General features: G+C 43.6%; 19 protein-coding genes. 12 read left to right on the top strand and 7 right to left on the bottom strand.

Translation table 11 applies throughout. The annotated features are described in order from the left end of the window. Positions 1–279: 279 nt before the first annotated feature. The 5 genes from BHV83_RS13610 to BHV83_RS13590 all read right to left on the bottom strand — a co-directional run bounded on the left by BHV83_RS13610 (position 280) and on the right by BHV83_RS13590 (position 9,565). Positions 280–2,625, bottom strand: coding sequence for an alpha-L-rhamnosidase-related protein (locus tag BHV83_RS13610; RefSeq protein WP_005867298.1), 2,346 nt, complete (start codon positions 2,623–2,625; stop codon positions 280–282). A 63-nt stretch (positions 2,626–2,688) separates the two neighbouring features. Further along, positions 2,689–4,446, bottom strand: a complete 1,758-nt coding sequence (locus BHV83_RS13605) for a RagB/SusD family nutrient uptake outer membrane protein (protein WP_286757628.1) — start codon at positions 4,444–4,446, stop codon at positions 2,689–2,691. A gap of 19 nt (positions 4,447–4,465) precedes the next feature. Next, on the bottom strand, positions 4,466–7,831 hold the full coding sequence (locus tag BHV83_RS13600) for a TonB-dependent receptor (protein ID WP_005867302.1): 3,366 nt from the start codon (positions 7,829–7,831) through the stop codon (positions 4,466–4,468). 184 nt (positions 7,832–8,015) lie between these two features. Then, on the bottom strand, positions 8,016–8,945 hold the full coding sequence (locus BHV83_RS13595; RefSeq protein ID WP_009275289.1) for a FecR family protein: 930 nt from the start codon (positions 8,943–8,945) through the stop codon (positions 8,016–8,018). Positions 8,946–9,019: 74 nt separating this feature from the next. Continuing rightward, positions 9,020–9,565, bottom strand: a complete 546-nt coding sequence (locus tag BHV83_RS13590) for an RNA polymerase sigma-70 factor (protein WP_009016548.1) — start codon at positions 9,563–9,565, stop codon at positions 9,020–9,022. A gap of 863 nt (positions 9,566–10,428) precedes the next feature. Between BHV83_RS13590 and porX the strand changes: the two genes are divergently transcribed. The 3 genes from porX to BHV83_RS13575 all read left to right on the top strand — a co-directional run bounded on the left by porX (position 10,429) and on the right by BHV83_RS13575 (position 12,691). Continuing rightward, positions 10,429–11,979, top strand: coding sequence for a T9SS response regulator signal transducer PorX (gene porX / locus BHV83_RS13585; protein ID WP_286757627.1), 1,551 nt, complete (start codon positions 10,429–10,431; stop codon positions 11,977–11,979). 75 nt (positions 11,980–12,054) lie between these two features. Beyond that, complete coding sequence (tsaE, locus tag BHV83_RS13580) at positions 12,055–12,474, top strand: tRNA (adenosine(37)-N6)-threonylcarbamoyltransferase complex ATPase subunit type 1 TsaE (protein ID WP_005867326.1); 420 nt, start codon at positions 12,055–12,057, stop codon at positions 12,472–12,474. Between the two features lie 4 nt (positions 12,475–12,478). After that, positions 12,479–12,691 carry an immunity 17 family protein gene (locus BHV83_RS13575; protein WP_005859813.1) on the top strand — a complete coding sequence of 71 codons (213 nt, stop codon included), beginning with the start codon at positions 12,479–12,481 and terminating at the stop codon, positions 12,689–12,691. A gap of 103 nt (positions 12,692–12,794) precedes the next feature. Here the strand turns inward: BHV83_RS13575 and rnr are convergent, their stop codons facing one another. Both rnr and BHV83_RS13565 read right to left on the bottom strand, forming a co-directional pair. Next, the gene (rnr, locus tag BHV83_RS13570) at positions 12,795–14,981 is read right to left on the bottom strand and encodes a ribonuclease R (RefSeq protein WP_057316281.1); all 2,187 of its coding nucleotides are present in this window, start codon (positions 14,979–14,981) and stop codon (positions 12,795–12,797) included. A gap of 138 nt (positions 14,982–15,119) precedes the next feature. Further along, positions 15,120–16,028 carry an SMP-30/gluconolactonase/LRE family protein gene (locus BHV83_RS13565; RefSeq protein WP_005867329.1) on the bottom strand — a complete coding sequence of 303 codons (909 nt, stop codon included), beginning with the start codon at positions 16,026–16,028 and terminating at the stop codon, positions 15,120–15,122. Between the two features lie 138 nt (positions 16,029–16,166). Here BHV83_RS13565 and BHV83_RS13560 point away from each other — a divergent pair, with 138 nt between their 5' ends. The 9 genes from BHV83_RS13560 (at position 16,167) to BHV83_RS13520 (ending at position 26,507) form a co-directional block, all read left to right on the top strand. Then, complete coding sequence (locus tag BHV83_RS13560) at positions 16,167–17,294, top strand: hypothetical protein (RefSeq protein WP_005859806.1); 1,128 nt, start codon at positions 16,167–16,169, stop codon at positions 17,292–17,294. 5 nt (positions 17,295–17,299) lie between these two features. Further along, positions 17,300–19,165, top strand: a complete 1,866-nt coding sequence (locus tag BHV83_RS13555) for a DNA topoisomerase IV subunit B (protein WP_005867331.1) — start codon at positions 17,300–17,302, stop codon at positions 19,163–19,165. Then, positions 19,152–19,625 (top strand): pantetheine-phosphate adenylyltransferase, encoded by a 474-nt coding sequence (gene coaD, locus BHV83_RS13550; RefSeq protein ID WP_005859804.1) that lies wholly within the window; start codon positions 19,152–19,154, stop codon positions 19,623–19,625. Before BHV83_RS13555 ends, coaD begins: the two co-directional genes overlap by 14 nt. 23 nt (positions 19,626–19,648) lie before the next feature. After that, positions 19,649–21,238, top strand: a complete 1,590-nt coding sequence (locus tag BHV83_RS13545) for a S41 family peptidase (RefSeq protein WP_057326133.1) — start codon at positions 19,649–19,651, stop codon at positions 21,236–21,238. Between the two features lie 21 nt (positions 21,239–21,259). Then, a complete protein-coding gene (locus tag BHV83_RS13540; protein WP_005859800.1) occupies positions 21,260–21,787 on the top strand; it encodes a chromate transporter in 528 nt (175 codons plus the stop codon). Between the two features lies 1 nt (position 21,788). After that, on the top strand, positions 21,789–22,340 hold the full coding sequence (locus BHV83_RS13535) for a chromate transporter (RefSeq protein WP_005867334.1): 552 nt from the start codon (positions 21,789–21,791) through the stop codon (positions 22,338–22,340). A 695-nt stretch (positions 22,341–23,035) separates the two neighbouring features. Beyond that, complete coding sequence (locus BHV83_RS13530) at positions 23,036–24,352, top strand: TolC family protein (RefSeq protein ID WP_005859798.1); 1,317 nt, start codon at positions 23,036–23,038, stop codon at positions 24,350–24,352. Positions 24,353–24,469: 117 nt separating this feature from the next. Beyond that, positions 24,470–25,702 carry an efflux RND transporter periplasmic adaptor subunit gene (locus BHV83_RS13525; RefSeq protein ID WP_286757626.1) on the top strand — a complete coding sequence of 411 codons (1,233 nt, stop codon included), beginning with the start codon at positions 24,470–24,472 and terminating at the stop codon, positions 25,700–25,702. Between the two features lie 64 nt (positions 25,703–25,766). After that, positions 25,767–26,507 (top strand): ABC transporter ATP-binding protein, encoded by a 741-nt coding sequence (locus tag BHV83_RS13520; RefSeq protein ID WP_048927065.1) that lies wholly within the window; start codon positions 25,767–25,769, stop codon positions 26,505–26,507. Positions 26,508–26,532: the final 25 nt, after the last annotated feature.

The raw sequence follows: 26,532 nt of genomic DNA, 5'->3' as shown, positions 1-26,532 counted from the left end.
TTAGCGGTAAAAGTAGGAATTTTTGATAGAAAAATAGTTAAAGTAATCATACTTTCATTTTCCCCGCTTTCCGGTTATCTCAAGTATAATATGGGATGAAAGAAATTGATTGTTATCCATTTATCGCATTGATAGTAAAAGGTTAGAGTGGAAAGAGGTCTTGAATACGGAATTCAGACTAAGTTCTATTTACTCAAAATAGTTGGGGTTATCTGTTTTAATTTTAGATCATTATGAGGCGGTGTCTATATGTGGAGACGGGGCATGCCCCGTCTCTCTCTAAATCCGTTGTTCCTTACCATTCACGATAAATCGCTTGATAGGTTGTTTTACCGGTCTTAATAGGTAACTCCAATCCTTTTCAGTTGTATCTAACGTGATTTCCAATCCATCTTCCAGTTGTTTTACTTTATAATTAATCTTATTATTTCCAACAGGAAGATCTTTCATTTCAATAAAGTCCCAATCTGATGGTAAATTAGGACTTAGGGTCAAGGTCTTTTTATAGGCTTCTGGTTGTATGCCATATATATAACGAATCAAAGGTGTTGCTATACCATAGATGGTCCATGCTTGAACAGGGCAGCCATAATCAGGCATCATCTCATTAATTGATCCCGGAAGTGTACGGCCAAATGTATCGACGATGCGATTGATATACCATAAAGCCTCATCTACACGTCCGTAAGCGCATTCGGCCATCGCTTGTACGCCTGTTGCGATAGTCATCATGCGATCTCTTTCGACTGCGGATAAATAAGGACCATATTCGCCGCAATGCTCTTTTCGTACTTTATCCAATTGCCGAATAGCTCTGTCTTCTGAGGCAATATGAGTTTCTATTGGAGTGCTTATTACCCAATTCTTGTTAGTTAACCATCCTTTCATAATACCAGTTGGATACGCTTCAAATTGTTTATACATATCCTCATACATTGCGATATGCTTTTTCTTGCTATCCTCATATTCCTGTAAGGAAACCTCGGCAACATCCCACCTGTATTCTGTATTACGAACCTGTTCGATAGCACCTTTAGTCGTTTCTAAGGCTTGCTCTCTCGTTCCATAAAAATCACAATAAATTTCTAAATCCTTATCCCAAAATAGGTCGTTTATCCTTTCTTTCAAATCGATTGCTTGCGAGGCGCACTCACTGGCAAATGCTTCTTCTCCCATTATTAAGGCAATCTGCGACATAACTTCCAGTGCTTGCTGGGTATAAACAGAGACATCAATCAATTCCGCATTTAATCCTCTAACTTCCATGATTCCATACCCTTCGGGGAACATATTCTTATTTGTATCCATATCTTTCAAAAGGAAGTTCAGACCTTTTTGCATATAAGGATACATATCTGCAAGGAATTTGTTATCACCAGTCCATTTATAAACATTCCATACAGCGATGACAAAATGAGCAGTCTCTTGAGTATTTCCTTTGTGGCTGACGAATGCGTTGAATGCCATTTCATGCAAAATACGGCCATTCCTATTGGCTTTCTCTGACATCTCTTTGATAACTCTCAATGTCTCTTTTGCTAATTTTTGGTCACCTGTAGCGACAAGGCCTTGTAATGAATAAGAATTATCACAACCGAATAACCATGGATATTCAATTGCGCCCGCTCCCAGAAAGCGTCCTGCACTTTCCATATCTGCCGCAAGCCATTCCGTATTGATTTTGCACCAGTTATAAACCTCTTGTAACTTTTTATCTGGAATGTTAATCCGTCCTCTCTCTAATAGTTGGGTGTAATACATTTTTTTATCTTCCAACATTTCGGAATGGTTCGCTAAGATGTCTTTGTAACTTTTTAGGGCATCCTCCTCACTGTCTTTTGATCCTGCGATGACGAAAGAAAGTTTTTTCTCCTGATTCTTAGGAAGTGTAATCGTATAAGTAGAAGAGGCACTTTTACCCGTTCCTTGCGTATTTATATAAGTAGGAGTATCTAGTTGATAAATACTCGTATGTTGATCCGCTCCCCAAATCACGTTCCAGTTATTACCTAAATCTTTCGCTTTAAAAATGGCATCTTGGGCATCCCAGTTCACGACATCATTTGCGTCTTTTAACCCGATTGTCCCGGATGACCATACAGGCAACAAATCTGTTTTTGCGACAAAATCAAAAAGGACCGTTTGCTCTGAATCCGATACATTTTCGATGGTATAGGTAATAACAACACCATTTTTTCCTTGTGGGCAAAATTGGAAACGATTGACACGGATACTATTATTAAATAAAGGAGCGTACTCAAATTTACTTCCAAAAGGATAATTCGTATATTGTATTGCGTTTTCCAACCAACAAGAATTACCTTTATTATCTGTCATTTTTACCCAAAAGCCATCTAATAGCTTGATCAAATGATTCCAAACTCCTCCCATCTCTCCGGGAGTATGTCCACCAAGATCAGGGAAGTTTCCATCTTGCGTACCTATTATGTAGGTTTTATCTCCTGCTGTCAGATAAGGATTTTTTTCTTGACCCGCTTGATTCGAGATTCCTTCCATGATTGTTTGTATCTCCTCATCTTGAGTGATACTTTCATTTGTTTGACAAGATATAAATCCCCCCAGTAAACAAATGCATAGATAAAGTGACTTTAAATATTGTGTCATATTCAAATCTTTTGTAGATAAAAGTGGAGGGGATATTATGATACCCCCTCACACTTACTATAATTAATATCCCGGATTCTGTGTCAACGTCGGTTTACCATCGACATAGCTTCTATCTATTTCAGTTAGAGGAATAGCGTAATAGCGATGGTTCTTATCAAAAACGGCTCCATTTAAATATTGGATATGTCTTTTTTCTCTTTCGATATATTTATTTAAAAAATCCTCAGCGATATCCCAACGTACCAAATCGAAGAAGAAATGACCTTCTAACGCAAGTTCCAAGCGTTCTTCAAATCGTACACGTTTTCGTAATACATCTTTACTTAGTCCTGCCCATGAATCCTTATAGATATCCACTTTATAATTGGCGGCAGCTGGACCATTGCCAAAAGGCGCTTCATCTCCTAATCTCACGTAAGATCCGTCTTTTGCCCTTTGACGAATCATATTGACATATTCTTTTGCTTTCTCAGGGTTACCAACCTCTACCTCACATTCCGCTGCCCACAATAATACTTGAGCGTATCGAATAATATTGAAATTCATTGCGTTAAATTTTGCCGTATTGTCATAAGCGTATGTAGCAAGTTGGCTTTCTAATATAATCCATTTCTTTTGGTTATAAGGACCTGCGCTGACTTGATCCCTGATCCAAGCTTTTCCTGGGTGCAATCCCCAATCATGATATGGAACGCCTCTACGACCAACGACCCAGTCTAATCTCGGATCTACAGGGGTTTCCATATCCGGTTCCCATGCCTCGCTAGATTCGATATCTTGGTCGTTTTTGAATTCATGGTCAGCGTAAGTGTCAATCATGGGTAGGCCATTTTCGTCTACTTGATAGGCATTTACTAAGTCGAAAGTAGGTTGTTGGAATCCGGCTCCACTTAAGTTTGGTTGATCTGGAGCATTGGGATAAGATAAGTCGAAACCACGTTGGCTACGATCGTAACCAGCTCCCGCTACATTTACCGCTACCTGGTTAGACCATACCACTTCTGCGTTATTGTTTTGCTCCGCATTGAAGTTATCAAAATAATTGTCAAGTAACTTATATTTTCCGCTAGTGATGACTTCGTCTAATAAAACTTTTGCTTCGCTATATTTTTGCTGGAATAAATAAGCCTTGGCCAAGAACGCTTTAGCGGCGTTTTTCGTAGGTCTTCCAGGCTCACTCTGATTATCCGGTAAAATTCCGGTAGCAAAAGAGAAGTCTTCTTCAATATTAGGCCAAATATCTTTGTCATTGGGAACCCTTCTTTGCGGATCTTCTACGTATTCATCAATATAAGGGACCATGTTCCAGATTTTTTTCGCTTCAAAATGATAATATCCTCTTAGGAAACGGGCTTCTGCTCTAATTTCCATTTCACTTTCTTCTGATAAGCCATCAATTTTATTATCATTCAGCATACGAAGTACGTCGTTGCAACGCTCAATAGCTCCATATACCAGTATCCATTTATCCCGGATACGACCATTTTCAGCAGTAGCGACATAACGCTCCATCTGTAGCAGTTCGCCTTGATCGCCGGTAGTACTTCCTTTATGGATATTTCCAGCGCACATATCTCCATAGAAGACATTATCCGGCCCACTTGTTATTCCCCAAACTCCGTTGATAAATCCGTTTAATGGACTATAGCAGGCAATAAGGAGTTTATTCACGGTACTTTCATCTGTTAATACAGACTCATTCAATTTGCCTAATGGTTGTTTATCCAAAAAATCAGAACAACCATTAAACAGGCTAACAGCCATCGTGACGGTTACCCATGTGAACGTTTTTTTCGCTATATGAAATAGATTTTTCATGTTTGTTTAATTTTAAGTATTAGAATGATAAATTGAAACCAATGGAGAATACGCGTGCTAGTGGCATATTATTCATATAATCGACACCCATATTCTTGTCATCGCCGTTCTTAACCTCGGGATCAATGTTGTTATACTTTGTCAATGTCAATAAGTTTTCCGCATTCAAATAAACACGACATTGCTGGAGTCCAATTTTCGAAAGCGTTTGTTTTGGAAGGGTATATCCTAATTCTAATTGTTTCAAACGAATATAAGAACCATCTTCAATTAAGTATGAAGAAACCTTACCTGCCTCATCATTTGGATTCAAGATATTGATCTCCGGCAGTTCCGCATTTCTGTTTTCAGGAGTCCAAGTATTCAATATACGGGTACTTTTATTGAAATAATCTCCCCAGAAATCAAGGCCATCCCTACCGCCTTTCGATGCGAAACAAATATCATTTCCTTGACTGCCTTGGATATAAAGAGACAAATCGAAGTTCTTGTAATAGAAGCGTGAACTCAAAGAGTACTCGAAATCAGGGTGAGGATTACCGATATAGGCCCTATCTTGGCTGTCTATTTTTCCGTCATTATTCACATCTCTATATTTCCAACGGCCGATTGCTTTGTCTGACTGTTCTACATGCGAGTCGACCTCGCCTTGTGTTTGGAAAATACCATCGATCACATAGCCATAGAAAGAGGAAATCGGATGACCTACTTCTGTTCTTGTATATGTGTTCGATATGAATTGATTTGAAGCTAATTTCTTTACCTCATTACGATATCCGGACAAAATGAGCCCTAATTCGTACCGGAAACCATAGTCTGTCGTATTCTGGAAATTGATATTCAATTCATATCCGTTATTTTGCATTTCACCGATATTCATAAATGGGGCACTTGCCACTCCTCCGGTAGAAGGATAAGTAATTCTTTGCAAGATGTCGGTAGTATATTTATGGTAGAAATCGAATGACAAATTCAGTTTATTATTAAAAAGACCTGCGTCGATACCAATGTTTGTTTGTGTAGTCGTCTCCCATTTAAGATCCGGATTACCAATGCTCTCCTTACTGATACCTTGAGTGACAGAGTTTGGATCTCCCGCTATAGGATAGCTGCTAGTTGAGATATTCGTATAATACATGGACGCAAATGCGTAGTTATCGATATCCTGATTTCCTGTCAAACCGTAACTGGCTCTGATTTTCAAATCACTAAGAATATCTTGCCCTTTCATGAAGTTTTCTTCCGTAAGTCTCCATGCGGCGTTTACCCCTGGGAAGTAGCCATATCTATGATTCGCACCAAAACGTGAGGACCCATCTCGACGAATAATAGCCCCTAAATAATATTTGTCTTTATATTGATAATTGACACGTGCGAACAGAGAGAACAAAGCGTATTCATTTGCGTTGCCTGTATTGTCCTTGTTGGATTCGCCAGCGTCAAGGTATCTATAATCGGGATCCTCGATAATAAAATTACTTCTATAAGCAGAGAGATTCTCTATTTTAGAACTAATGGCTTCTGTACCTAGCAAAACATTCAGATTATGTGTTTCACGAAATTTTTTCGTGAAGGTCAAAGTATTGTTCCAAACCAATTCTGATTTACGGCCTCTTGCTTCCTTTAAAGAATTCACTAGCGTATTTGCGTCTCCTTTGTTCCAATAAGTTTTTGGATTGAACTCTTTGGAGCCGCTATCCTCAACGTTTACGCCGACATTTGTCTTGAATTGGAAGTATTTCAAGAAATTGATATCCAAATACAAATTACCTAACAAGTTGAGGTTGTCATTGTAATTCTCTCTTTGATTATAAAGTTGGGCTACCGGATTCTTGGAATCACCTAAACCATTAGCTTTTGTTCCGGCCCAATTACCTTCTACGTCGTAAACCGGAATAAGCGGAGCCATACGTACGGCCTCATGGTCTGATTTGCTTCCTTTGTATTTAGAGTAAGTTGCGCTTAGGTTTGATCCTAATGTGGCGAAGCTCAAAATCTTAAATTGAGAATTGGCTCGTAAAGAGAAGCGATCATAGCCCGCCCATTTTACAAGAGCTTCTTGTTTATAATAGTTTGCGCTCAAGAAATATTTAGACCCATTGCCACCTCCTTGTGCGCTGATATCAATGTTTGTAGTCGGTGCGGGGCGATAAACTTCATCAGCCCAATTAGTTCCGATCTTATTAGCGCGCATAAATTGATTTTCCGCAGTATTATAAGTGCTGAGATCTACCTGGCCTTCCATGGCTCCTGCCGGTAGAATATAATCAGGAATGACGGGTGTAGCTCCGTTGCCATATTGGTCATGCTGTGGTGTTAACCCGGCGTTTCTCATTGCGTTCCACAAGACTTCTCCATATTGTTGGGAGTTTAGCATTTCCGGCAAGTTGGTGGGAAGTTGCACGCCTACGTTTACTTTTACGTCAACGGTAGGTTTTCCTTCTTTACCTTGCTTTGTCGTGATTAAGATAACCCCGTTAGCTGCTTGGGAACCATAGATAGAGGCGGAGGAAGCATCCTTCAATACTTGTACAGACTCTATACTTGAAGGATTTATTTGGGATGCGATCTCGCTTTTTGTAGGAAAACCATCAATGACATACAACGGGCTGTTATTATTCAGTGTTCCGACACCTCGAATACGGATAGCAGGAGCATCGCCAGCTACGCCGGAAGTTGTTACGGACACACCGGATAACCTACCTTGAAGAAGGTTCTGTATATTCCCGGATGATTGAATAGATAAATCCTTCGTAGATATGGAAGAGATAGATCCGGCTACGTCTTTCTTGCGTTGCGTACCATAACCGATAACAACGACATCATCCAATGCTTGTGCGTCATCCTTCATGGTAATTTGGATGTTCGTCTGCCCTTTGGTCGGGATTTCTTGTGTCTGATATCCGATATAGGAAATTTGCAAGATGGCGTTCTCGGAGACCATAAGGCTGAAATTTCCGTTAATGTCGGTGATTATACCGTTTGTGGTTCCCTTCTCCACGATATTTGCTCCAATGATAGGTTCACCAATTGCGTCTTTCACAACACCGGTAATTCTCCGGTTACTCTGTTGTGTAACAGAAGTGTTTTTTCGCATTAACATGATGTTATTACCCTCCATCGCATATGAGATGTCTGTTTGGGTAAAGACAGATGATAACACATCTGCTACGGTTTTATTTTGCGCCTCTACGGAAACCTTACGATTTAGATCTATTTCTTTGGTGTCGTACACAAAGAGATAGTCTGTTTGTTTTTCGATTTCGTTTAAGACAATTTGAGTGTTTGCATTGTTCACATGGATATTGACCCGTGTATTTTGCGAATTAACAGATGCAAACATTCCTGTGGTTGATAGAAATAGTGTTATAAAAGTTAACTTCATAACTCTTTTTGTTTGATTTTTCATACATTTGTAACTCTTGAATTTGATACTGATGATTTAAGTGCATGTGGTATTGATTCTTTCCGGGGAGTGTTGCCGCATTTCCCGGTTTTTATATACCGTTTCTTTTTTGATATTTTTTATCTCATAGGCATACATGATTTATAAGGTTAACATTCTGTTCTTACTTTATGATTATTAGATTCTTATCGTCATCTTTGATGTATGTGAATTTATGTTTTAACTGAAGTACTTTTAATACATGCTCTATTCCATCTTGAATACGAAATTTGCCGGAATAGTGATGTTTCAACAATGAGGGACGTTGGATCTCAATCGTAGTATCATAATAAAGTTCTAGTTTCTTTATTAGATCTTGGATTGATTCATTCTCAAAACAGAACAGGCCTTCTTTCCATTTAAAATAGTCGCTATTATTAATTGTAGATTTCTTGAGCATCCTATTCTCTATACTAACGATTTCATTAGGCTTGAGTTGTAATCCATTTCTTAAATTAGGGGAACTGATTTTTACACTACCCTTTAAAAGGGCGGTTTCGAACAAGGATGTGTTATGGTAAGCTTTTACATTGAACTCTGTACCTAATACTTGAACATCATGATTTTGGGTATGTACGGTAAATGGACTATTTTCATTGTGCTGGACAGAGAAGTAACCTTCGCCGTCTAATTCCACGTTTCGGGTGTTTGCGCTGAATTGTTCAGGAAATTTTAGGGTTGAGCGAGAGTTTAGCCATACATGCGTACCATCGGCTAAGGTGACCTCTGCCCGTTGTCCGGCAGGGACATGAATGGTTTGCATTTGTTTCTTGTTCGATTGTTGTATCTGCAGTTGTTTGCTTCCCCAAAAGCCGATTAGAAAGATGGCTGCGATTTTTAAGATCTCGGCCATTATCTTCCGTATGGAATAATGTACTTTCTTTACGGAATTTGTCTTATCTGTATTGGCTTGCCAAAGTGAAATGTCATATAATTTGCGTAAAACCAGAAATTCACGCATGTTTTCAGGGCTTTCGTCTAACCATGATGCTATTTTCAGTCTTTCTTTCTCTGAAACCTCTCCTTTTATGTATCGTTGTAGTAATTCCTTCATGGTATCTATTAATTTCGCTTTATAAATAATAAACGATGCTGCAAGATAGATCCCTAGTGGAAAAACGAGAAAAGTCAAGAAAAAAGAAAATAGAATAAGGGAAGATAATCTTTTAGATTGATACGTAATACTTTTAAAGTCTTGGTAATGTGGTATTCTACTCCTTTTACGGTGAGGTTGGTTTCTATAGCGATTTCTTTCACTGTTTTGTTTTCGAAACGACTCATCTCGAATATCCTGCGAGTTTGTTCGGGCAATGATTGTAGGGTGCGCTGAAGGATTGTGCGTATCTCTTCCCGGAAAATTTCTTCTGGATCGCAAGCCTCTAAAGTGGATATGCGGATGCTTAGTTCTCGCTTTTTTATTTCTTCTAGATTTTCGATCGCAGCATCATGTACAGCTTTATGGCGTAAGTAGTCGAGAGCTTTATTTCTCAAGATCGAAAGTAAAAGAGCTTCTGTTGCTTCTCCTTTTTGGGTGGAGATCAGTCTCCAATACTTCACAAGAGAATCGGATACGATATCTTCTGCTATCATATCATCATGTACGTATGATTTAGCGAACATGAACGATCGTTGATAGTTTCGTTCGTAAATAATGTTAAAATTGTCTTTTGCCATTATAAGCTGAGTAATAAAAATAAGATTACATGACTTCTGGAGTAAAACTAAGTTCTTCAAAGTTCCCTAGGAACTATATTCGGTATTTACAAACTACGCTTCTTCCTAATTCACATATTGTATCTACAGAGCGTAAATAGACTAACCGGTGGGACTTTTATGCCCTGAAATCATATAGTTATGTCAATAAAATATAAGACAATATTGATTTAGAATAGAAAAGATTGTGTTTTGCTAAAAGAAATCAATATATTTGCCTCATCTTTTGGAGTTTTAACATAAAAGGCATTTGGCACTAAATAGTCATGAACATAGTTCCTAGGGAACTATGTTCTTCATTCCTACAGAAGACAAAAGTTTCGTGCCGAAGAAACCTTAGTTTCCCTATATAGAAACAAAAGTTTCCTAAGCGGAAAACAAAGGTTTTAGCGGTATAAAACTTTAGTTTTTCATGGATAAAAACTGTATAAGCTTATATGTTAATGTTTTGTCTGTATAAGGAAGAGACCGTATGATGATTGCGGCAAGTGTGGGGAGATCGTTCTGTTTAGTGATAAGAAAGCGGTAAATGATGGTAGATAGGGCCTGATAATTGTAGATGTTTTTTATCTACCACCATAGGCTAAACCGTCTAAAGATAGATGATTACAAGGATAGTTGTAGATGTTGTAGATAAATTGGATATTTTTGAACCTTAGTCAGTAAAAGAGAGTACTGTTCGTGAGTTGATGAAGGAGATCTCTTCATTGGCTATTCGCTTATCTGGATTTGGGAAAATTACGAGATCAAATACGAAACATCCCGTTTCTTTCGTTGTTATATGGAGGATTATCCATATATTTGTAAATAAACTAGGTAAGCTTATGGCAGCGAAGAAAGACAGAGTACTTTGGGCGGATGACGAGATTGATTTGTTGAAACCGCATATCTTGTTCTTGCAGGACAAAGGGTATGAGGTCGTTCCGGTGGTGAGCGGGCAAGACGCTATTGACTGCTGTAAGGAACAATCGTTTGATATTATTTTTCTCGATGAGAATATGCCCGGCTTGACAGGGTTGGAGACGCTGTCGCATATCAAGGAGATCGCTCCGAATGTGCCGGTCGTGATGGTGACTAAAAGTGAGGAGGAAAGTATCATGAATCAGGCGATCGGAAATAAGATCGCGGATTATTTGATCAAACCGGTAAATCCAAACCAATTGCTTCTCTCTATCAAGAAGAATGTCCATAAGAACGTAATTATCTCCGAGACGACCACGGTGGGTTATCAGCAGGAATTCGGTCGTATCGGTATGCAAATCAATGATTCCTTGACCACAGACGACTGGATGGAGGTCTATAAGAAACTGGTGTACTGGGAACTGGAACTGGAAAGCAGCCAAGTGGCAATGACAGATATGCTCCGTATGCAGAAGGAAGAGGCCAATAACGCTTTTGCCAAATTCATAAAGAAGAATTATGTGGACTGGATACAGAATCCGGCCGATCGCCCGTTGATGAGCCCCGACCTGTTTAAGAAGAAAGTCTTCCCAATGTTGGATAATGACGAGAAGGTTTTCTTTATATTGATCGATAATTTCCGGCTGGATCAATGGCGGGTGGTAAAAGAATTGCTTACTGAGTATTTTACGTTTGACGAGAGCTTGTATTATAGCATACTGCCAACCGCCACGCAATATGCCCGCAACTCCATATTCTCGGGCTTGATGCCTTCGCAAATAGAGCAGATGTTTCCGGATTTGTGGGTAGATGAGGAGAGCGAGGAAGGTAAGAATTTGAATGAGGCTCCATTGATTCAAACCCAGATCGATCGGTTCCGTAAGAAATATACCTTCTCATATAATAAAGTACACGATTCTCAATATGGCGAGAAATTGTTGGGTACGATCCCTTCTCTTACTCGTAATCAATTGAATGTGATTGTGCTAAACTTCGTGGATATGCTTTCGCATGCTCGTACGGAGAGTAAGATGATCCGTGAGTTGGCGCAAAGCGAGGCGGCCTATCGCAGTTTGACTAAGTCATGGTTCCAGCACTCTTCTACGCTCGAGTTATTCAAACGAATCGCCGAGCGGGGAGGAAAAGTAATCGTTACGACCGATCATGGAACGATTCGGGTAACGAATCCGATCAAGGTGATAGGTGATAAGAATACGAATACCAATCTACGCTATAAGGTAGGCAAGAACTTGAACTACAATCCAAAAGAGGTATTTGAGATCCGGGACCCGGAAAAAGTAGGGCTTCCCTCCCCGAATCTAAGCAGTAAGTATATTTTCGCCTACGGAGAGAATTTCTTCGCTTATCCGAATAATTATAACTACTACGTATCCTATTATAAAAATACATTCCAGCACGGAGGAATCTCGATGGAGGAGATGTTGGTGCCGTTTATTACGATGGAACCGAAATGATAATATGCCGAAAAGTTGCGTATATCATAAATATCACGAACTTTGCAGTCCATATAAACTGTAAACACGAATGCTATGAGCACACTGAAAATAGAAAGTTTGGATAAGATCCATGAGGCGGCTAAGGAGTTTATCGCCGGGATGGATGATCGTACGGTCTTTGCCTTCTATGGTCCGATGGGGGCCGGTAAGACTACCTTTATCAAGGCGATCTGTGAGGAATTGGGTGTGGAGGACGTGATCAACAGTCCCACATTCGCTATTATCAATGAGTACCGTAGCGATACGACGGGAGAATTGATTTATCATTTTGATTTTTACCGGATCAATAAATTGAGTGAGGCCGAAGATATTGGAACGGAAGACTATTTCTATAGCGGAGCTTTATGTTTTATTGAATGGCCGGAGAAAATAGATGAGTTGTTACCCGGAGATGTGGTAAATGTCACGATCTCGGAGAATCCGGACGGTTCACGTACTGTAGAGGTTAAGTAAGTCTATGGATCCTTCCGAATACTTTATCTTATCCTTGTTTATCGCTTTGGGATTGTTCTCAATCGTAGCGGCGATCTGTAATTTTGATTGGTACTTTAAAACCAGCGGGGCGATGACTTTCGTGAACTGGTTCGGTCGTGGCGGCGCACGTATCTTCTATGCGTTGTTGGGAATCGGGCTGATCGCTTGTGGGGCGCTGGGACTTATGTATTGGTGATAAAAAGTAAATTATACTTACTTGTCCTAGTAAGTATAATCAAAATGCCTAAGTAAGTATAACTTCGTTGTCTGATGAAGTTATACTTACTTTGAAAAAAGCCTTATTCCGCTAATTGGAAATCGAGTTGCTTACGTTCCAGATTCGCTTGCGCTACTTTGATAGTGATAGGGTCTCCCAAACGATATTGACGTTTCTTGCGACGGCCCAATAAACAATAATTCTTCTCATCAAACTCATAGTAATCATCATCCAGATCACGGATTGGTACAAGCCCCTCGCATTTATTCTCGTTCAGTTCTACGTAAAGCCCCCATTCGGTGACACCGGAGATAACGCCGTCGAATACCATGCCGAGCTTATCCTGCATGAATTCTACTTGCTTATATTTGATGGATGCACGCTCTGCGTTGGCGGCGACTTGCTCCATGCTGGAACAATGATCGCATAAATCCTCATACTTCTTTTGTATAACGCTACGGCCACCGGCTAGATAACGTTCCAGCAATCGGTGTACCATCATATCCGGATAACGGCGGATAGGAGAGGTGAAATGTGTATAGTATTCGAAAGCCAAGCCATAGTGACCGATATTCTCCGTGGAGTAACGGGCCTTTTGCATGGCACGGATCGCCACTGTCTCGATCAAGTTCTCTTCCGGCTTTCCTTGTACATTGTCTAATAAGGAGTTGATTCCCTTGGAGACATCCGTCTTCGTGCCGTCTGTTTTCAACTTATAGCCGAAGCGACGGATAAAAGAGGCGAAATTCTCCATTTTATCTGGGTCCGGAAGCTCATGGATACGATAAACAAATGTCTTCTTAGTCTTTCCTTTAGGAGGACGGCCCACGAACTCGGCTACGGTACGGTTTGCCAATAGCATGAACTCCTCGATTAACTTATTAGCGTCTTTTGAGACCTTGAAATAAACACGGACCGGTTTCCCTTGTTCGTCGATCTCGAATTTAACCTCATAGCGGTCGAAGTTGATAGCGCCACTCTTGAAACGGCGTTCCCGCAATTTCTTGGCAAGATCGTTCAAGGCTAGAATCTCCTCTTTATAATCTCCCTCGCCGGTTTCGATCACTTCTTGTGCCTCCTCATAGGTAAAGCGGCGGTCGCTCTTGATGATCGTGCGGCAGATCCGGGAGTTTTGTACCACGGCATCGCTATTTAGTTCGAAGACAGCGGAGAAGCATAATTTTTCCTCGTCGGGACGTAAAGAGCATATTTGGTTGCAAAGTCGCTCGGGAAGCATCGGTATCGTACGGTCTACCAGATAAACGGAAGTCGCACGGCTTTGTGCCTCTTTATCGATGACACCGTCCGTTTTCACATAATGTGTTACGTCGGCGATATGTACGCCAACCTCCCAGTTCCCGTTATCCAAACGGCGTGCGGAAAGGGCGTCGTCGAAGTCTTTCGCGTCCTTCGGGTCGATCGTGAAGGTTGTTATCCCCCGGAAATCCTCCCGGTTCTCAATTTCCTCCGGAGAGATCGCTTCCGGGATCTTATCCGCCGCTTTTTCTACCGAGGAAGGATATTTGTAAGGCAATCCGAATTCGGCAAGGATCGCGTGCATCTCGGCGGTATTCTGTCCGGCGATACCTAATATATCGATGACCTCACCCAGTGGATTCTTGGCTTCATCCGGCCATTCCACGATACGTACGATCGCTTTGTCGCCGTTCTTGCCCCCTTTCAGTTTATCCTTAGGGATGAAAATATCGTTAGCCAACGTCTTGTTTTCCGTAATCAAGAAGGCAAAGCCTTTAGCTACTTGAAGTTTACCTACGAAAGTACGCTCCTTGCTCTCAAGGATTTCCACGACCTCACCTTCCGGCTCGGCACCTTTACGTTTGGCGAAAAGCTGTACTTTCACTTTGTCTCCATCCATGGCATGCCCGGAATTACGTTCAGCGATAAATACCGGCGTACCTCCGTCTTCAGGGATGAAAGAATTCTTTCCATTGCTGCGGCGTGCGAAAGTTCCTACGGCTAGGGTTCCCAATCCGTTGAGACGGTAACGGCCACGGTCGATCTCGGTGATGATATCCTCGGCGGACAAGTCATACAGGATGTCTACCACCTGCAATTTCTGCACTTGGTTCTCGACTCCGATGATCTTGCTGATTTGTTTATAGTTGAAAGGTTCCTTGGGAGAGGATTGGAATACGGAAATGATGGCTTGGATCATCGCTTCTTTTTTCATACGTTTACCAACACCCTTTTCCTTTTTTCCTTTTTTCTCCTTATTGTTATCTTTTTTTGCTGGTCTATTCTTTGCCATTCTGTATAATTATTTGCATTTGTTTTTGTGGAGACGGGGCACGCCTCGTCTTTTGCACGCCATGTCTACAAAGGAAACAATTTAAATTGATATTTGGTTGACAATTGTGTTAATTAGATTTATTAAGCTCGCGGATTCTTAATGGAAACAATTCGCCGGCACCCCTTTCGCTCCGGGCTTGCAACAGAATACGCTACCGCTTAGTGGATATTCCTCAAGCTGTTCCTCACTCAATCCGGCACGGGCAGTCGTTATATAAAGCGTGTCGAGCTTATCCCCTCCAAAAGCGCATGACGCTACGTGGGGGGCCGGTACGACAATTTTTGTCAACAGGTCGCCGGTATAGGGATTGTAACAATAAACACCGCCACCTCCCCATTGAGCCACCCAAAGGTTGTCGTTGCAATCTATCGTCATTCCATCCGGGGAGCCGGTGCCCTCGGGTATATTTACGGCTACGCCATCGTACAATATGTCACCGGAGCTATCGTCATACCGGAAACGTATGATCTTACGGGTAGGTGTGTCGTTGTAATACATGTATTTCTTGTTGGCGGACCATACGATCCCATTGGAGATCGTGACTTTTGTCAACTTTGTTTCGACGGTTCCGTCTGCCCATACACAATAAAGGCTGGCAGCCCCTTTAGGCGCGCCAAATCCCATGGTGCCGATCCATAAGCGTCCGGACGGGTCGCATTTCCCATCGTTGCAACGAATCTTCCCGTTATTGTCCGGGATTGGGGCGATAGATGCCGTGTTCCCATCCGTTAGGTTTACACGTATGATCTCGTTTTGTAAAGCGACGACTACCGTACTGTCCGTTTCCGGTACGACGGTAGAGACCATGCGGTCGAACTGCCATGAACGGCAGTTTTGCAAGTCCGGTATATACTCATATAACGTCTTTCCTTCAATATCTACCCAGAAAAGTGTATTGCGATCGGGATGCCAAATCGATCCCTCCCCTGTAGTAGCTTCCGCCCGAAACGCCAGATCGGGGCTGATTATAATAGGATCGTTTATACAAGAGGTTCCTTCAAACATGATAAATGCCAATATTAATTTAATAACTATTTTTTTCATGGTATGCTATGAATCTGAGTTTACAAAGGTATAAATTTGTTTTATAATGCCATGATAAAAGATTATTTATGTAACTTTGCCGCTTAAATAAAATTACCGATGAGCGTAGAGATAAGAGAAGTTACCAGTAAGAAGGAGCTTAAGAAATTTGTCAAGTTCAATATCGAATTATACAAGGGTAATCCCTATCACGTACCGGGTTTAATAGAGGAAGAGATGATGACGCTGGATAAGAAGAAAAATCCGGCGTTCGAGGTGTGCGACGCTATTTACTTCCTTGCCTATAAGGACGGGAAGGTGGTAGGCCGTATCGCTGGTATGGTGAATCGCCCGAGTAACGAGGCTTGGGGACAGAAACGTGCCCGCTTTGGTTTCGTTGATTTTATTGATGATGACGAGGTGGTTGATGCCCTTTTCGGTGCTGTCGAGAAATGGGCCCGCGAACAAGGCATGGAGGAGATCCACGGTCCGATGGGCTTTACCGATATGGATCACGAGGGTATGTTGATCGAGGGTTTCGATCAGATCGGTACGATGGCTACAATTTATAATTATCCCTATTACCCCAAGCAAGTGGAGCGTATCGGATACGGAAAGGATCAAGATTGGCATGAATTTAAGATCTATATACCGGATGGCGTTCCCGAGAAGCATTTGCGTATCGGCGAGATCGTGAAGAAGAAATACGGATTGAAGGTGCTGAAGTTCAAGAACGCTAAGGAGATTATGCCTTACGCCCGTCCGGTATTCCATACATTGAACGCGGCTTTCGCTCCCTTGTATGGTTTCGCGCAATTGACCGAGAAGCAGATCGATTATTATATCAATATGTATATCCCTATGCTGCGTTATGATTTGGTAACGCTGATCGTAAGGGAAGAGGATAATGCGGTGGTTGGCTTTGGCATCTCCCTGCCCAACCTATCGAGAGCCTTACAAAAGGCTCGTGGGCATATGTTACCCTTCGGGTGGATTCATTTGCTGAAAGCGTTGAAGAGCAAACCGAAAGTAATCGACCTGTATTTGACAGGAGTCTTGCCGGAATATCAAAGTAAAGGCGTGAACGCTTTATTATTTAATGACTTGATTCCTGTCTATAAGCGTATCGGTGCCGTTTACGCCGAGAGTAACCCGGAGCTGGAGACGAATAGCGCCGTACAAGCGCAATGGGATTATTTTAAGCGAGAGCATCATAAATCAAGAAGAGCATATATTAAAAAGTTATAAGAGATATGGATGAGCTGAATTCAACGATACAACAACCTACGGAATATAACGATGATGACATCAAGACACTGGACTGGATGGAGCATATCCGCCGGCGTCCCGGTATGTATATCGGAAAACTGGGGGACGGTAGCTATGCCGATGATGGTATCTATGTGTTGTTGAAGGAGGTGCTGGATAACTCTATCGACGAGTACATGATGGGGTATGGCAAAAGTATCGAGGTGACTATCGAGGAAGGTACGGTAGCCGTACGGGATTATGGCCGTGGTGTCCCTCTGGGTAAAGTCGTGGATGTGTCTAGCAAGATGAATACCGGCGCTAAATACGATAGCAAGGCGTTTAAGAAATCCGTGGGTTTGAATGGTGTGGGTATCAAGGCTGTGAATGCCTTGAGTAGTTATTTCTTGATAACCAGCTACCGTGACGGAGAGTGTAAGCGGGTGGAATATAGTAAAGCGATCGTCACGGAGGAATCGGATATCCAACCGACCGGGGAGGCGAACGGTACGCAGGTGTTTTTTGTCCCGGATCGGGAGATCTTTAAGGATTATCATTATAAGGACGAGTTTATCGAGGGGCTATTAAAGAACTATGTCTTCTTGAACTCGGGACTTTCCATTATTTACAACGGCAAGCGTTTCTATTCCCGCAACGGTCTGGTGGATTTGTTGAACGAGAATATGACCACCGAGCCTCTTTACCCGATCATCCACCTGAAAGGGGAGGATATAGAGGTGGTTATCACGCATAGCAACCAATATGGAGAGGAATATTATTCGTTCGTGAACGGCCAGCATACCACCCAAGGCGGTACGCACCTTTCCGCTTTCAAGGAGTCTGTAGGTCGTGTCATCAAGGAATATTACAATAAGAATTTCGAGTATTCGGATATTCGTGCGGGTATCGTGGCCGCTATCAGCATAAAAGTGGAGGAGCCTGTATTCGAGAGCCAGACAAAGACCAAGCTCGGCTCGAAAGATATAGGACCGGACGGCCCTACGGTAGCGAAGTTTATCGGTGATTTCATCAAGAATGACCTGGATAACTATTTGCATAAGAATATGGAGACTTCGGAGCTTTTGCTGAAGAAGATCTTGGAGTCCGAGAAAGAGCGCAAGGCGATCGCCGGTGTTACGAAGCTGGCCCGCGAGCGTGCGAAGAAAGCGAATTTACATAATAAGAAACTAAGGGATTGCCGGATTCACCTGACCGATTCGAAAGGGGATTTGCTAGAGGAAAGCAGTATCTTTATCACGGAGGGTGACTCGGCTAGCGGTTCTATCACGAAGAGCCGTAACCCGAATTACCAAGCTGTATTTAGTTTGAGGGGTAAGCCTTTGAATAGTTATGGCTTGACAAAGAAGATCGTTTACGAGAACGAGGAGTTTAACTTGCTTCAAGCGGCCTTGAATATTGAGGATGGCTTGGAAGGTTTGCGGTATAATAAGGTGATTATCGCGACAGATGCCGACGTGGACGGGATGCATATCCGTTTATTGTTGATTACCTTCTTCTTGCAATTCTTCCCCGATTTGATTAAGCGTAATCATGTTTATATCTTGCAAACCCCATTATTCCGAGTACGTAACCGGCAGAAGACGTGGTATTGTTATTCAGAGGAGGAACGCTTGGCTGCCATAGCCGCTGCCGGGAAGAATCCGGAGATCACCCGATTCAAAGGTCTGGGAGAGATCTCTCCCGATGAGTTCAAGCATTTTATCGGCAAGGATATACGCCTTGATCCGGTGACAATGAAGAAAGAGGACCTCGTGAAAGATATGCTCGAGTTCTATATGGGGAAGAATACCATGGAGCGACAGAACTTTATTATCGATAACTTAGTGGTTGAAGAAGATGTCATCAATTGAAAATAAACGTATCGCGCTTTTTCCCGGTACCTTCGATCCTTTTACGATCGGGCATCAATCCTTGGTAAGGCGTGGGTTGGAACTGGTGGACGAGATCGTGATCTCGATCGGTATCAACGATAAGAAGCTTACCTATTTCTCCTTGGAGAAGCGGATGGAAGCGATCTGGAATCTATACAAGGATAATCCAAGGGTGAAAGTCATGTCATATAATCAATTGACGGTGGATTTCGCTAAAGAGGTCGGAGCCGGCTTTATCTTAAGAGGAATCCGTACGGTCAATGATTTCGAATATGAGAAGACGATCGCGGACGTGAATCGTAAGTTGACGGGTATCGAGACTTTTATCTTGTTTACGGAACCGGAGCATACGCATATTAGCTCAAGTATTGTCCGTGAGTTGTTACGCTACGGCAAAGACATTTCCCAATTCGTCCCTAAAGAGACGAGATTGTATTGAAAATTATGAAACGAATATATCTGATGAAAAGAATCGTCTTATCCCTGCTGATCGTTCTAGGTGTGTTTACCGGAGCGACAGCGCAAAAAGCGAATATGGATGCCCGGAAGCTCCAATTGGCTTTATTCGCTATATCTAATCTATATGTCGACTCTACTAGCGAGACGAAGTTGGTGGAAGACGCTATAGTCGGCATGTTGGATAAGCTAGACCCTCATTCCAATTATATGGACCCGGAGGAGACGAAAGAGATGACCGAGCCTTTACAAGGCAATTTCGATGGTATCGGCATACAGTTCAATATGTTGACGGATACGCTTTACGTGATTCAGGTAATCCCCGGAGGTCCCTCTGAGAAGGTGGGGTTGATGGCGGGCGACCGTATTATCCAAGTAGACGATACCTTGATCGCCGGCGTGAAGATGAAGACTACCGATATCATGAAGAAACTACGCGGACCGAAAGGTACCGAGGTGCGTGTGAAAGTAAAGCGAGGCAAGTCGCCGGAATTGATGGATTTCAAGATCGTTCGCGGTAAGATTCCCGTGTATAGTCTGGATGCCGCTTATATGGCGGATAAGAATACCGGTTATATTAAGTTGAACCGTTTCGCCGCTTCTTCCGCCGATGAATTCAGGGAGGCGTTGGAGAAGCTCCGGAAACAGGGCATGAAGAACTTGATTCTGGATTTGCAGGGAAATGGCGGGGGATATTTGAATATCGCCATAGAGTTAGCGGATGAGTTCTTGGATAAAAACCGGTTGATCGTTTATACGAAAGGGAGTAAGCAACCTCGTGAGGAGGCGAACTCTACCGCTCGTGGACAATTCCAAGAGGGACGTTTGGTCGTTCTGGTGGACGAGTCCTCGGCTTCGGCCAGCGAGATCGTCTCCGGCGCTATTCAAGATTGGGACCGTGGAGTGATCGTAGGTCGCCGTACCTTTGGCAAAGGTTTGGTACAGAAACCGATTCCCCTGCCGGATGGTTCCATGATTCGTTTGACGGTTTCCCGTTACTATACACCCACCGGACGTTGTATACAAAAGCCTTACGAGAACGGGAAGATGGAGGAGTACCACCATGATCTGATCGACCGTTATAACCGGGGGGAGTTGATGAGTGCCGATAGCATTCATTTCCCGGATTCAATGAGGTATAACACCTTGGTTTCCGAGCGTACCGTATATGGAGGTGGAGGTATTATGCCGGACGTGTTCATCCCGGTAGATACGACTCGCTATACGGATTATCACCGGAAACTGGTAGCTTCCGGTTTAGTCAATCGGGTGTCCATGAATTATCTGGATCGTAATCGGAACCAGATGATGGCTAAATATCCGAAGTTCCAGCAGTATAAGCAAGATTTCGTGGTCGGAGAGGATATCATGGAGGAGCTTCTGAAGATGGCCGGCGATGAGAAGATTGAGTTTGAGGAAGAGCAATATAATTGTTCGAAGCCGTTGATCATGCTTCAGATCAAGGCGCTTATCGCACGGGATCTCTATGATATGGCGCAGTACTTCCAGATTATCAATGATGATAATCCGAGTTACCAGAAAGCGCTTCAGATTATTAATAATAAAGAAACTTACAATAGGCTTTTAGGACGTTAGCCAACGTAAACAGATAAGGGTATGTATTGGACGCTTTTTCTGACATTCGTGAAAATCGGTATGTTTACCATCGGAGGTGGATACGCCATGTTGCCGCTTATCCAGCGGGATGTGGTGGACCGGGGATGGATGACGAAAGAGGACTTTATCGACGTTTTCTCCGTGGCCCAATCGTTGCCGGGTATTTTCGCCGTGAATATAGCGATCTTCGTGGGTTATAAACTGAAGAAGACATGGGGCGGTTTTGTTTGTGCCTTGGGTACGATTCTCCCTTCTTTTGTAATCATGCTCTTGATCGCGTTATTCTTTACGCAGGTAAAGGATAATGTATGGGTGGAGAAGGCGTTTATGGGATTGCGTCCGGCGGTGGTCGCCTTGATCGCCGTGCCTTGTCTGACAACCGCACGCTCTATCAAGTTGAGTTACGTGCAAATGATCATACCTGTCGGGGCGGCATTGCTGATCTGGATGGGTGGGGTGTCTCCCGCTTGGATTATCTTGGCGGCTATAGCCGGAGGTTTGGTGTATGGTTTAAATAAGAAGGGCTGATATGATTTGGTTGCAATTATTATATGTATATCTGAAGATCGGTATATTGGGCTTTGGTGGCGGGTATGCGATGTTATCCTTGATACAAGCCGACGTGGTGGACCGCTATGGTTGGATTTCCTTGCAGGAGTTTACCGATATTGTCGCTATCTCTCAAATGACACCCGGGCCGATCGGTATCAATAGCGCCACCTATATAGGGTATACGGCGGTGCATAATGCGGGGTATTCGGAGACGATGAGTATCCTAGGGTCTTGCCTGACGACATTCGCGGTATGTCTGCCCTCTTTCATATTGGTTCTCTTGATCTCTTATTTCTTCGCTAAGTTCCGGAATAATAAATATGTAGAGGCGGCTTTCCTTGGATTGCGCCCGGCTACGGTCGGTTTGATCGCCGCCGCTGCCTTGCTATTAATGAATAAAGAGAACTTCATCGACTACAAGAGCTTCTTGATCTTTGGCGCCGCCTTTATCTTGACTTGGAAATTCAAGATACATCCTATCTTGATGATTATTTTGGCAGGTATCGCCGGGGTTATTTTGTATTATTGAGGATCAAATCGGCTCAATTTGAGCTGATTCTTTAAGAAGAATGACTACTTTTGAGCCGATAAAAGATAGGTGGAATGGCGTTTATCCTTACTTCTTGCTCGATATAACGCAAATCCGCTGACACACCTTTTGTGCGGAGGTAGCGAGATCGTGGGAAAGAAGTGGTGATAAGCGTGCTTTTTCGTTAAAAAGAGGCCGATTTGGGACATAATAGGTGACGAGACAGCTTGCGAGAGGACGCATTCCTTGATGCGTATACTTGCGTTAGACGTTGTGAGTGGCTGTGCATTGGGTTGTGAGTACCCGTGAATGGGCATTCGTAGCCTGTTACAACCTTATCGTAACACTGTTTCACCCTTTTTCTTGTCTAAATAGATGAATTAGGATGAATTCATTTCACTGGAATAAAAGACTGTTTTTGGGTATTCGTCTATTAGCGAGATGATTGCCGTTTTTTTCTTTCGTATTTGGGAGTGAGCCGTACCTTTGCCCGGAATAATCGATTCTCCGGGACTTCGGTTATCATTTTGTCAAATTGTCAAATCGATGGCCTTATAAATATATATCCGCACGCTTTCCTGTCGATGCAATTGCCCGTTTAATCGGTGAAAACAGCCCCTTTTTCTAGTCTGGTTGCCCATGTTTTTAAGGTAATATAGTTTTGCTTTCGTAAAAAGATAGAAAACGAAGGCAATATGAAACAATACGCTTTATTATTCGCATGTCTGTTCTTCCTCTGTGTGGGGAGTAAGGCACAAGAGCAACCTACCCGATGGACGTTGCGTGCTTGCTTGGATTACGCTTTGGAGCATAATATCCAAGTAAAGAAAAGCAAGGTGTCGCATCTTTCCGGTATAGAGGATACGAAGCAGGCGAAAGCACAGCTTTTCCCTTCCCTTTCGGCTTCGGTTACCCAAGGATTCGTGAATTATCCTTCGAGCGACGCCGCTACGAATAATAGCTATAGCGGTAATTATGCGCTGAACGCTAAATGGACGCTTTTTGATGGAGGGCAACGTGTACAGGCGATCAAGCAACAGGAAATACAAAATACCGTCGATGAGCTGGGTATCGAGCAAAACGAGGATGATATCCAAATCTCCTTGATACAGACCTATATGCAGGTACTATATGCGATGGAGTCCGTTCGTATCAACCAAAATACGGTCGAGGTATCTACGGCGCAACGGGATCGTGCGGTGGAGTTGCTACGTGCCGGTTCGATCTCGAAAGTGGATTTGGCTCAGTTGGAAAGCCAGTTAAGCACCGATAAATATCAATTGGTCGTAGCCCAGACGAATCTAGACAATTATAAGTTGCAATTGAAGCAATTACTAGAACTGGATATAACCGAAGAGATCGAATTGGTGATGCCGGAGCTTACGGAGAAAGATATCTTAACCCCGCTTCCGAGCAAGCAAACGATTTACAATACCTCTCTGGCCGTGATGCCGCAAATAAAGAGCAGTGAGCTGGCCGTGGACATCGCCGAGCTGGAGAAGAAAAAGGCGAAAGGTGCTTTCCTTCCTTCGCTCTCCATGAACGCCGGGCTGGGTACCGGCCATCTTTCCGGAACGGATTACGCTTTCGGTAGCCAGGTCTGGAATAGTTTCAACGAGAGTGTCGGATTGACGATCAGCATCCCTATCTTCAGTAACCGTCAGTATAAGACGGCCTATAACAAGGCGAAATACGCGATTACCACCAGCCAGTTGGAGTTGCTGAATACCCAAAAACAATTGCTGCAAACCGTGGAGGGGATCTATCTGGACGCTACCTCGTCGCAGACCCAATATACCTCGGCTACCGAACGCTTGAGTTACGTGAAAGAAAGCTATAACTTGATCGATGAGCAATTCAGCCTCGGTATGAAAAATACGCTTGAGCTATTGACGGAGAAGAACAATTATCTGACCGCCCAGCAAGAGCAGCTACAAGCGAAATACATGGCCTTGATGAGCGTTCAATTGCTGAATGTTTATCAGAAGAAGCCGGTTGCGGAGAATTATTAACCCACTAATGGATATATTTACTCCACTCTCTTTTTTCAAGGTTACCCTGCGACGGAGGTCGTGGGGGGCCTTTTGAACAAGAATACAACGTAAAACAGAAATAAAAAGAATCAGAATATGGACAAGAAGAAACTAATCATGGGCGGTGTTGCCGTTATCCTCATTGCGGGGGGCGTGTTCCTTTTCACGGGCAAATCCTCGAAAGGCGGGATCAAGCTGGAGACCGCTAAAGTAGGGCGCAGCACGATCACGAATACGGTTACGGCCACCGGTACGGTAGAGCCCGTTACCGAGGTTGAGGTAGGTACGCAGGTCTCCGGTATCATCGATAAGTTGTACGCTGATTATAACGACGTGGTGAAAGCCGGCCAACTGATCGCCGAGATGGATAAGATCAACCTCCAAGCCGAGCTTCGTTCCGCCGAGGCGCAATTGGCGAGCAGCAAGACGGAGTTCGAGTATCAACAGAAGAACTACGCACGTAGCAAGGTGCTTCACGAGAAACAATTGATTAGCGATACGGATTATGAGACGGCTACCTATAATTACGAGAAGGCGAAGGCCGCTTACGACCAGAGTCAGGCCTCCATGGTAAAGGTAAACCGTAATCTCGAATATGCCACGATCACGAGCCCTATAGACGGAGTGGTTATCAACCGGGCTGTTGAGGAAGGACAGACCGTTGCCGCCGGCTTCGAGACCCCGACGCTGTTTACCATTGCCGCCGACTTGACGAAGATGCAGGTAATAGCGGATGTGGATGAGGCGGATATAGGGAACGTGGAAGAAGGTCAACGAGTTAGTTTTACGGTGGATGCCTACCCGAACGATCAATTCGAGGGCGTGGTTCGTCAGATTCGTTTAGGGGACAGCGAAAGCACTTCCAGCGCTTCTTCCAGTACTTCTTCTTCCACGGTTGTTACGTATGAGGTAGTAATTACGGCGGATAATCCGGACTTGAAACTGAAACCTCGCTTGACGGCAAATGTCACAATTTATACGTTGGAACGTGCGAATATCCTGACCTTGCCGAACAAGGCACTTCGTTTTATCCCCGAGCCCGCCATCATGGAATCGTTGGGTATGACCGTGACAGATCCGAATGCGGAGGTACAACCCGGAAAACGCTTGGTTTGGTCCCGCCAAGGAAATACCTTGAGCCCGAGGCAGATTACGGTCGGAACCAGCAACAACAGCGTGACCGAAGTAACCGAGGGCTTGAGCGAGGGCGATGAGGTAGCCGTAGATTTAGCGAGCGCCGCCAACATGCCGGAAGTAGGTGCAGGAGCGGAGCGTAGCCCTTTCATGCCGGGCCCTCCGGGAAACAACAAGAATAAGAAAAACAAATAAGTACCATACGTAGAGACGGGGCGTGCCTCGTCTCATCCTCTGCAAAGTCCAAATAGTTTGCGTCATGAAAGAAATTATCAGATTAGACAATATAAAACGAGACTTCCACGTTGGCGACGAGACCGTCCATGCCCTGCGAGGCGTGTCGTTCACGATTCACGAGGGGGAGTTCGTTACGATCATGGGAACCTCCGGCTCCGGAAAGAGTACGTTGCTGAACACGCTGGGTTGCCTTGATACTCCTACGAGCGGGGAGTATTACTTAGACGGAGTATCCGTGCGCACCATGAACAAGCGGCAGCGAGCGACCCTCCGGAATCGCAAGATCGGATTCGTTTTTCAAAATTATAATCTGTTGCCGAAGACGACAGCGGTAGAGAACGTAGAGCTTCCTCTCATGTACAATCCTACTTATAAAGCGGCCCAACGTAGAGAGAAGGCGGTCAATGCTTTAATTGCCGTAGGTTTGGGAGATCGTCTGATGCATAAAAGCAACCAGATGTCCGGTGGCCAGATGCAGCGTGTGGCGATCGCCCGTGCCTTGGTGAACGATCCGGCGGTGATCCTTGCGGATGAGGCTACTGGCAACTTGGATACCCGTACCTCTTTCGAGATCTTAGTGCTCTTCCAGCGTCTGCACGCCGAGGGACGCACGATTATCTTCGTCACCCACAACCCGGAGATTGCCCAATACAGCAGCCGGAATATCACGTTGCGCGACGGTCATGTAACCGCCGATACGGTGAATACGAATATCTTGAGCGCCGCTGAGGCTTTGGCCCGCCTGCCCAAGAATGATGATTAGAATAATGAATTAATGTGGTAATAGC

It is taken from the genome of Parabacteroides sp. merdae-related_45_40, from assembly GCF_001915675.1.
This window is presented reverse-complemented; position numbering and strand designations above follow the sequence as displayed.

What these genes read in the sequence shown, in the direction of transcription:
- BHV83_RS13525 (WP_286757626.1), top strand. Translation starts at nt 24,470, where the DNA reads ATGGACAAGAAGAAACTAATCATGGGCGGTGTTGCCGTTATCCTCATT.
- BHV83_RS13560 (WP_005859806.1), top strand. Translation starts at nt 16,167, where the DNA reads ATGAGCGTAGAGATAAGAGAAGTTACCAGTAAGAAGGAGCTTAAGAAA.
- BHV83_RS13595 (WP_009275289.1), bottom strand. Translation starts at nt 8,945, where the DNA reads ATGAAGGAATTACTACAACGATACATAAAAGGAGAGGTTTCAGAGAAA.
- tsaE (WP_005867326.1), top strand. Translation starts at nt 12,055, where the DNA reads ATGAGCACACTGAAAATAGAAAGTTTGGATAAGATCCATGAGGCGGCT.
- BHV83_RS13610 (WP_005867298.1), bottom strand. Translation starts at nt 2,625, where the DNA reads ATGACACAATATTTAAAGTCACTTTATCTATGCATTTGTTTACTGGGG.
- BHV83_RS13575 (WP_005859813.1), top strand. Translation starts at nt 12,479, where the DNA reads ATGGATCCTTCCGAATACTTTATCTTATCCTTGTTTATCGCTTTGGGA.
- BHV83_RS13520 (WP_048927065.1), top strand. Translation starts at nt 25,767, where the DNA reads ATGAAAGAAATTATCAGATTAGACAATATAAAACGAGACTTCCACGTT.
- BHV83_RS13590 (WP_009016548.1), bottom strand. Translation starts at nt 9,565, where the DNA reads ATGGCAAAAGACAATTTTAACATTATTTACGAACGAAACTATCAACGA.
- BHV83_RS13545 (WP_057326133.1), top strand. Translation starts at nt 19,649, where the DNA reads ATGAAAAGAATCGTCTTATCCCTGCTGATCGTTCTAGGTGTGTTTACC.
- BHV83_RS13565 (WP_005867329.1), bottom strand. Translation starts at nt 16,028, where the DNA reads ATGTTTGAAGGAACCTCTTGTATAAACGATCCTATTATAATCAGCCCC.
- BHV83_RS13535 (WP_005867334.1), top strand. Translation starts at nt 21,789, where the DNA reads ATGATTTGGTTGCAATTATTATATGTATATCTGAAGATCGGTATATTG.
- BHV83_RS13555 (WP_005867331.1), top strand. Translation starts at nt 17,300, where the DNA reads ATGGATGAGCTGAATTCAACGATACAACAACCTACGGAATATAACGAT.
- porX (WP_286757627.1), top strand. Translation starts at nt 10,429, where the DNA reads ATGGCAGCGAAGAAAGACAGAGTACTTTGGGCGGATGACGAGATTGAT.
- BHV83_RS13530 (WP_005859798.1), top strand. Translation starts at nt 23,036, where the DNA reads ATGAAACAATACGCTTTATTATTCGCATGTCTGTTCTTCCTCTGTGTG.
- BHV83_RS13605 (WP_286757628.1), bottom strand. Translation starts at nt 4,446, where the DNA reads ATGAAAAATCTATTTCATATAGCGAAAAAAACGTTCACATGGGTAACC.
- BHV83_RS13600 (WP_005867302.1), bottom strand. Translation starts at nt 7,831, where the DNA reads ATGAAGTTAACTTTTATAACACTATTTCTATCAACCACAGGAATGTTT.
- rnr (WP_057316281.1), bottom strand. Translation starts at nt 14,981, where the DNA reads ATGGCAAAGAATAGACCAGCAAAAAAAGATAACAATAAGGAGAAAAAA.
- coaD (WP_005859804.1), top strand. Translation starts at nt 19,152, where the DNA reads ATGTCATCAATTGAAAATAAACGTATCGCGCTTTTTCCCGGTACCTTC.
- BHV83_RS13540 (WP_005859800.1), top strand. Translation starts at nt 21,260, where the DNA reads ATGTATTGGACGCTTTTTCTGACATTCGTGAAAATCGGTATGTTTACC.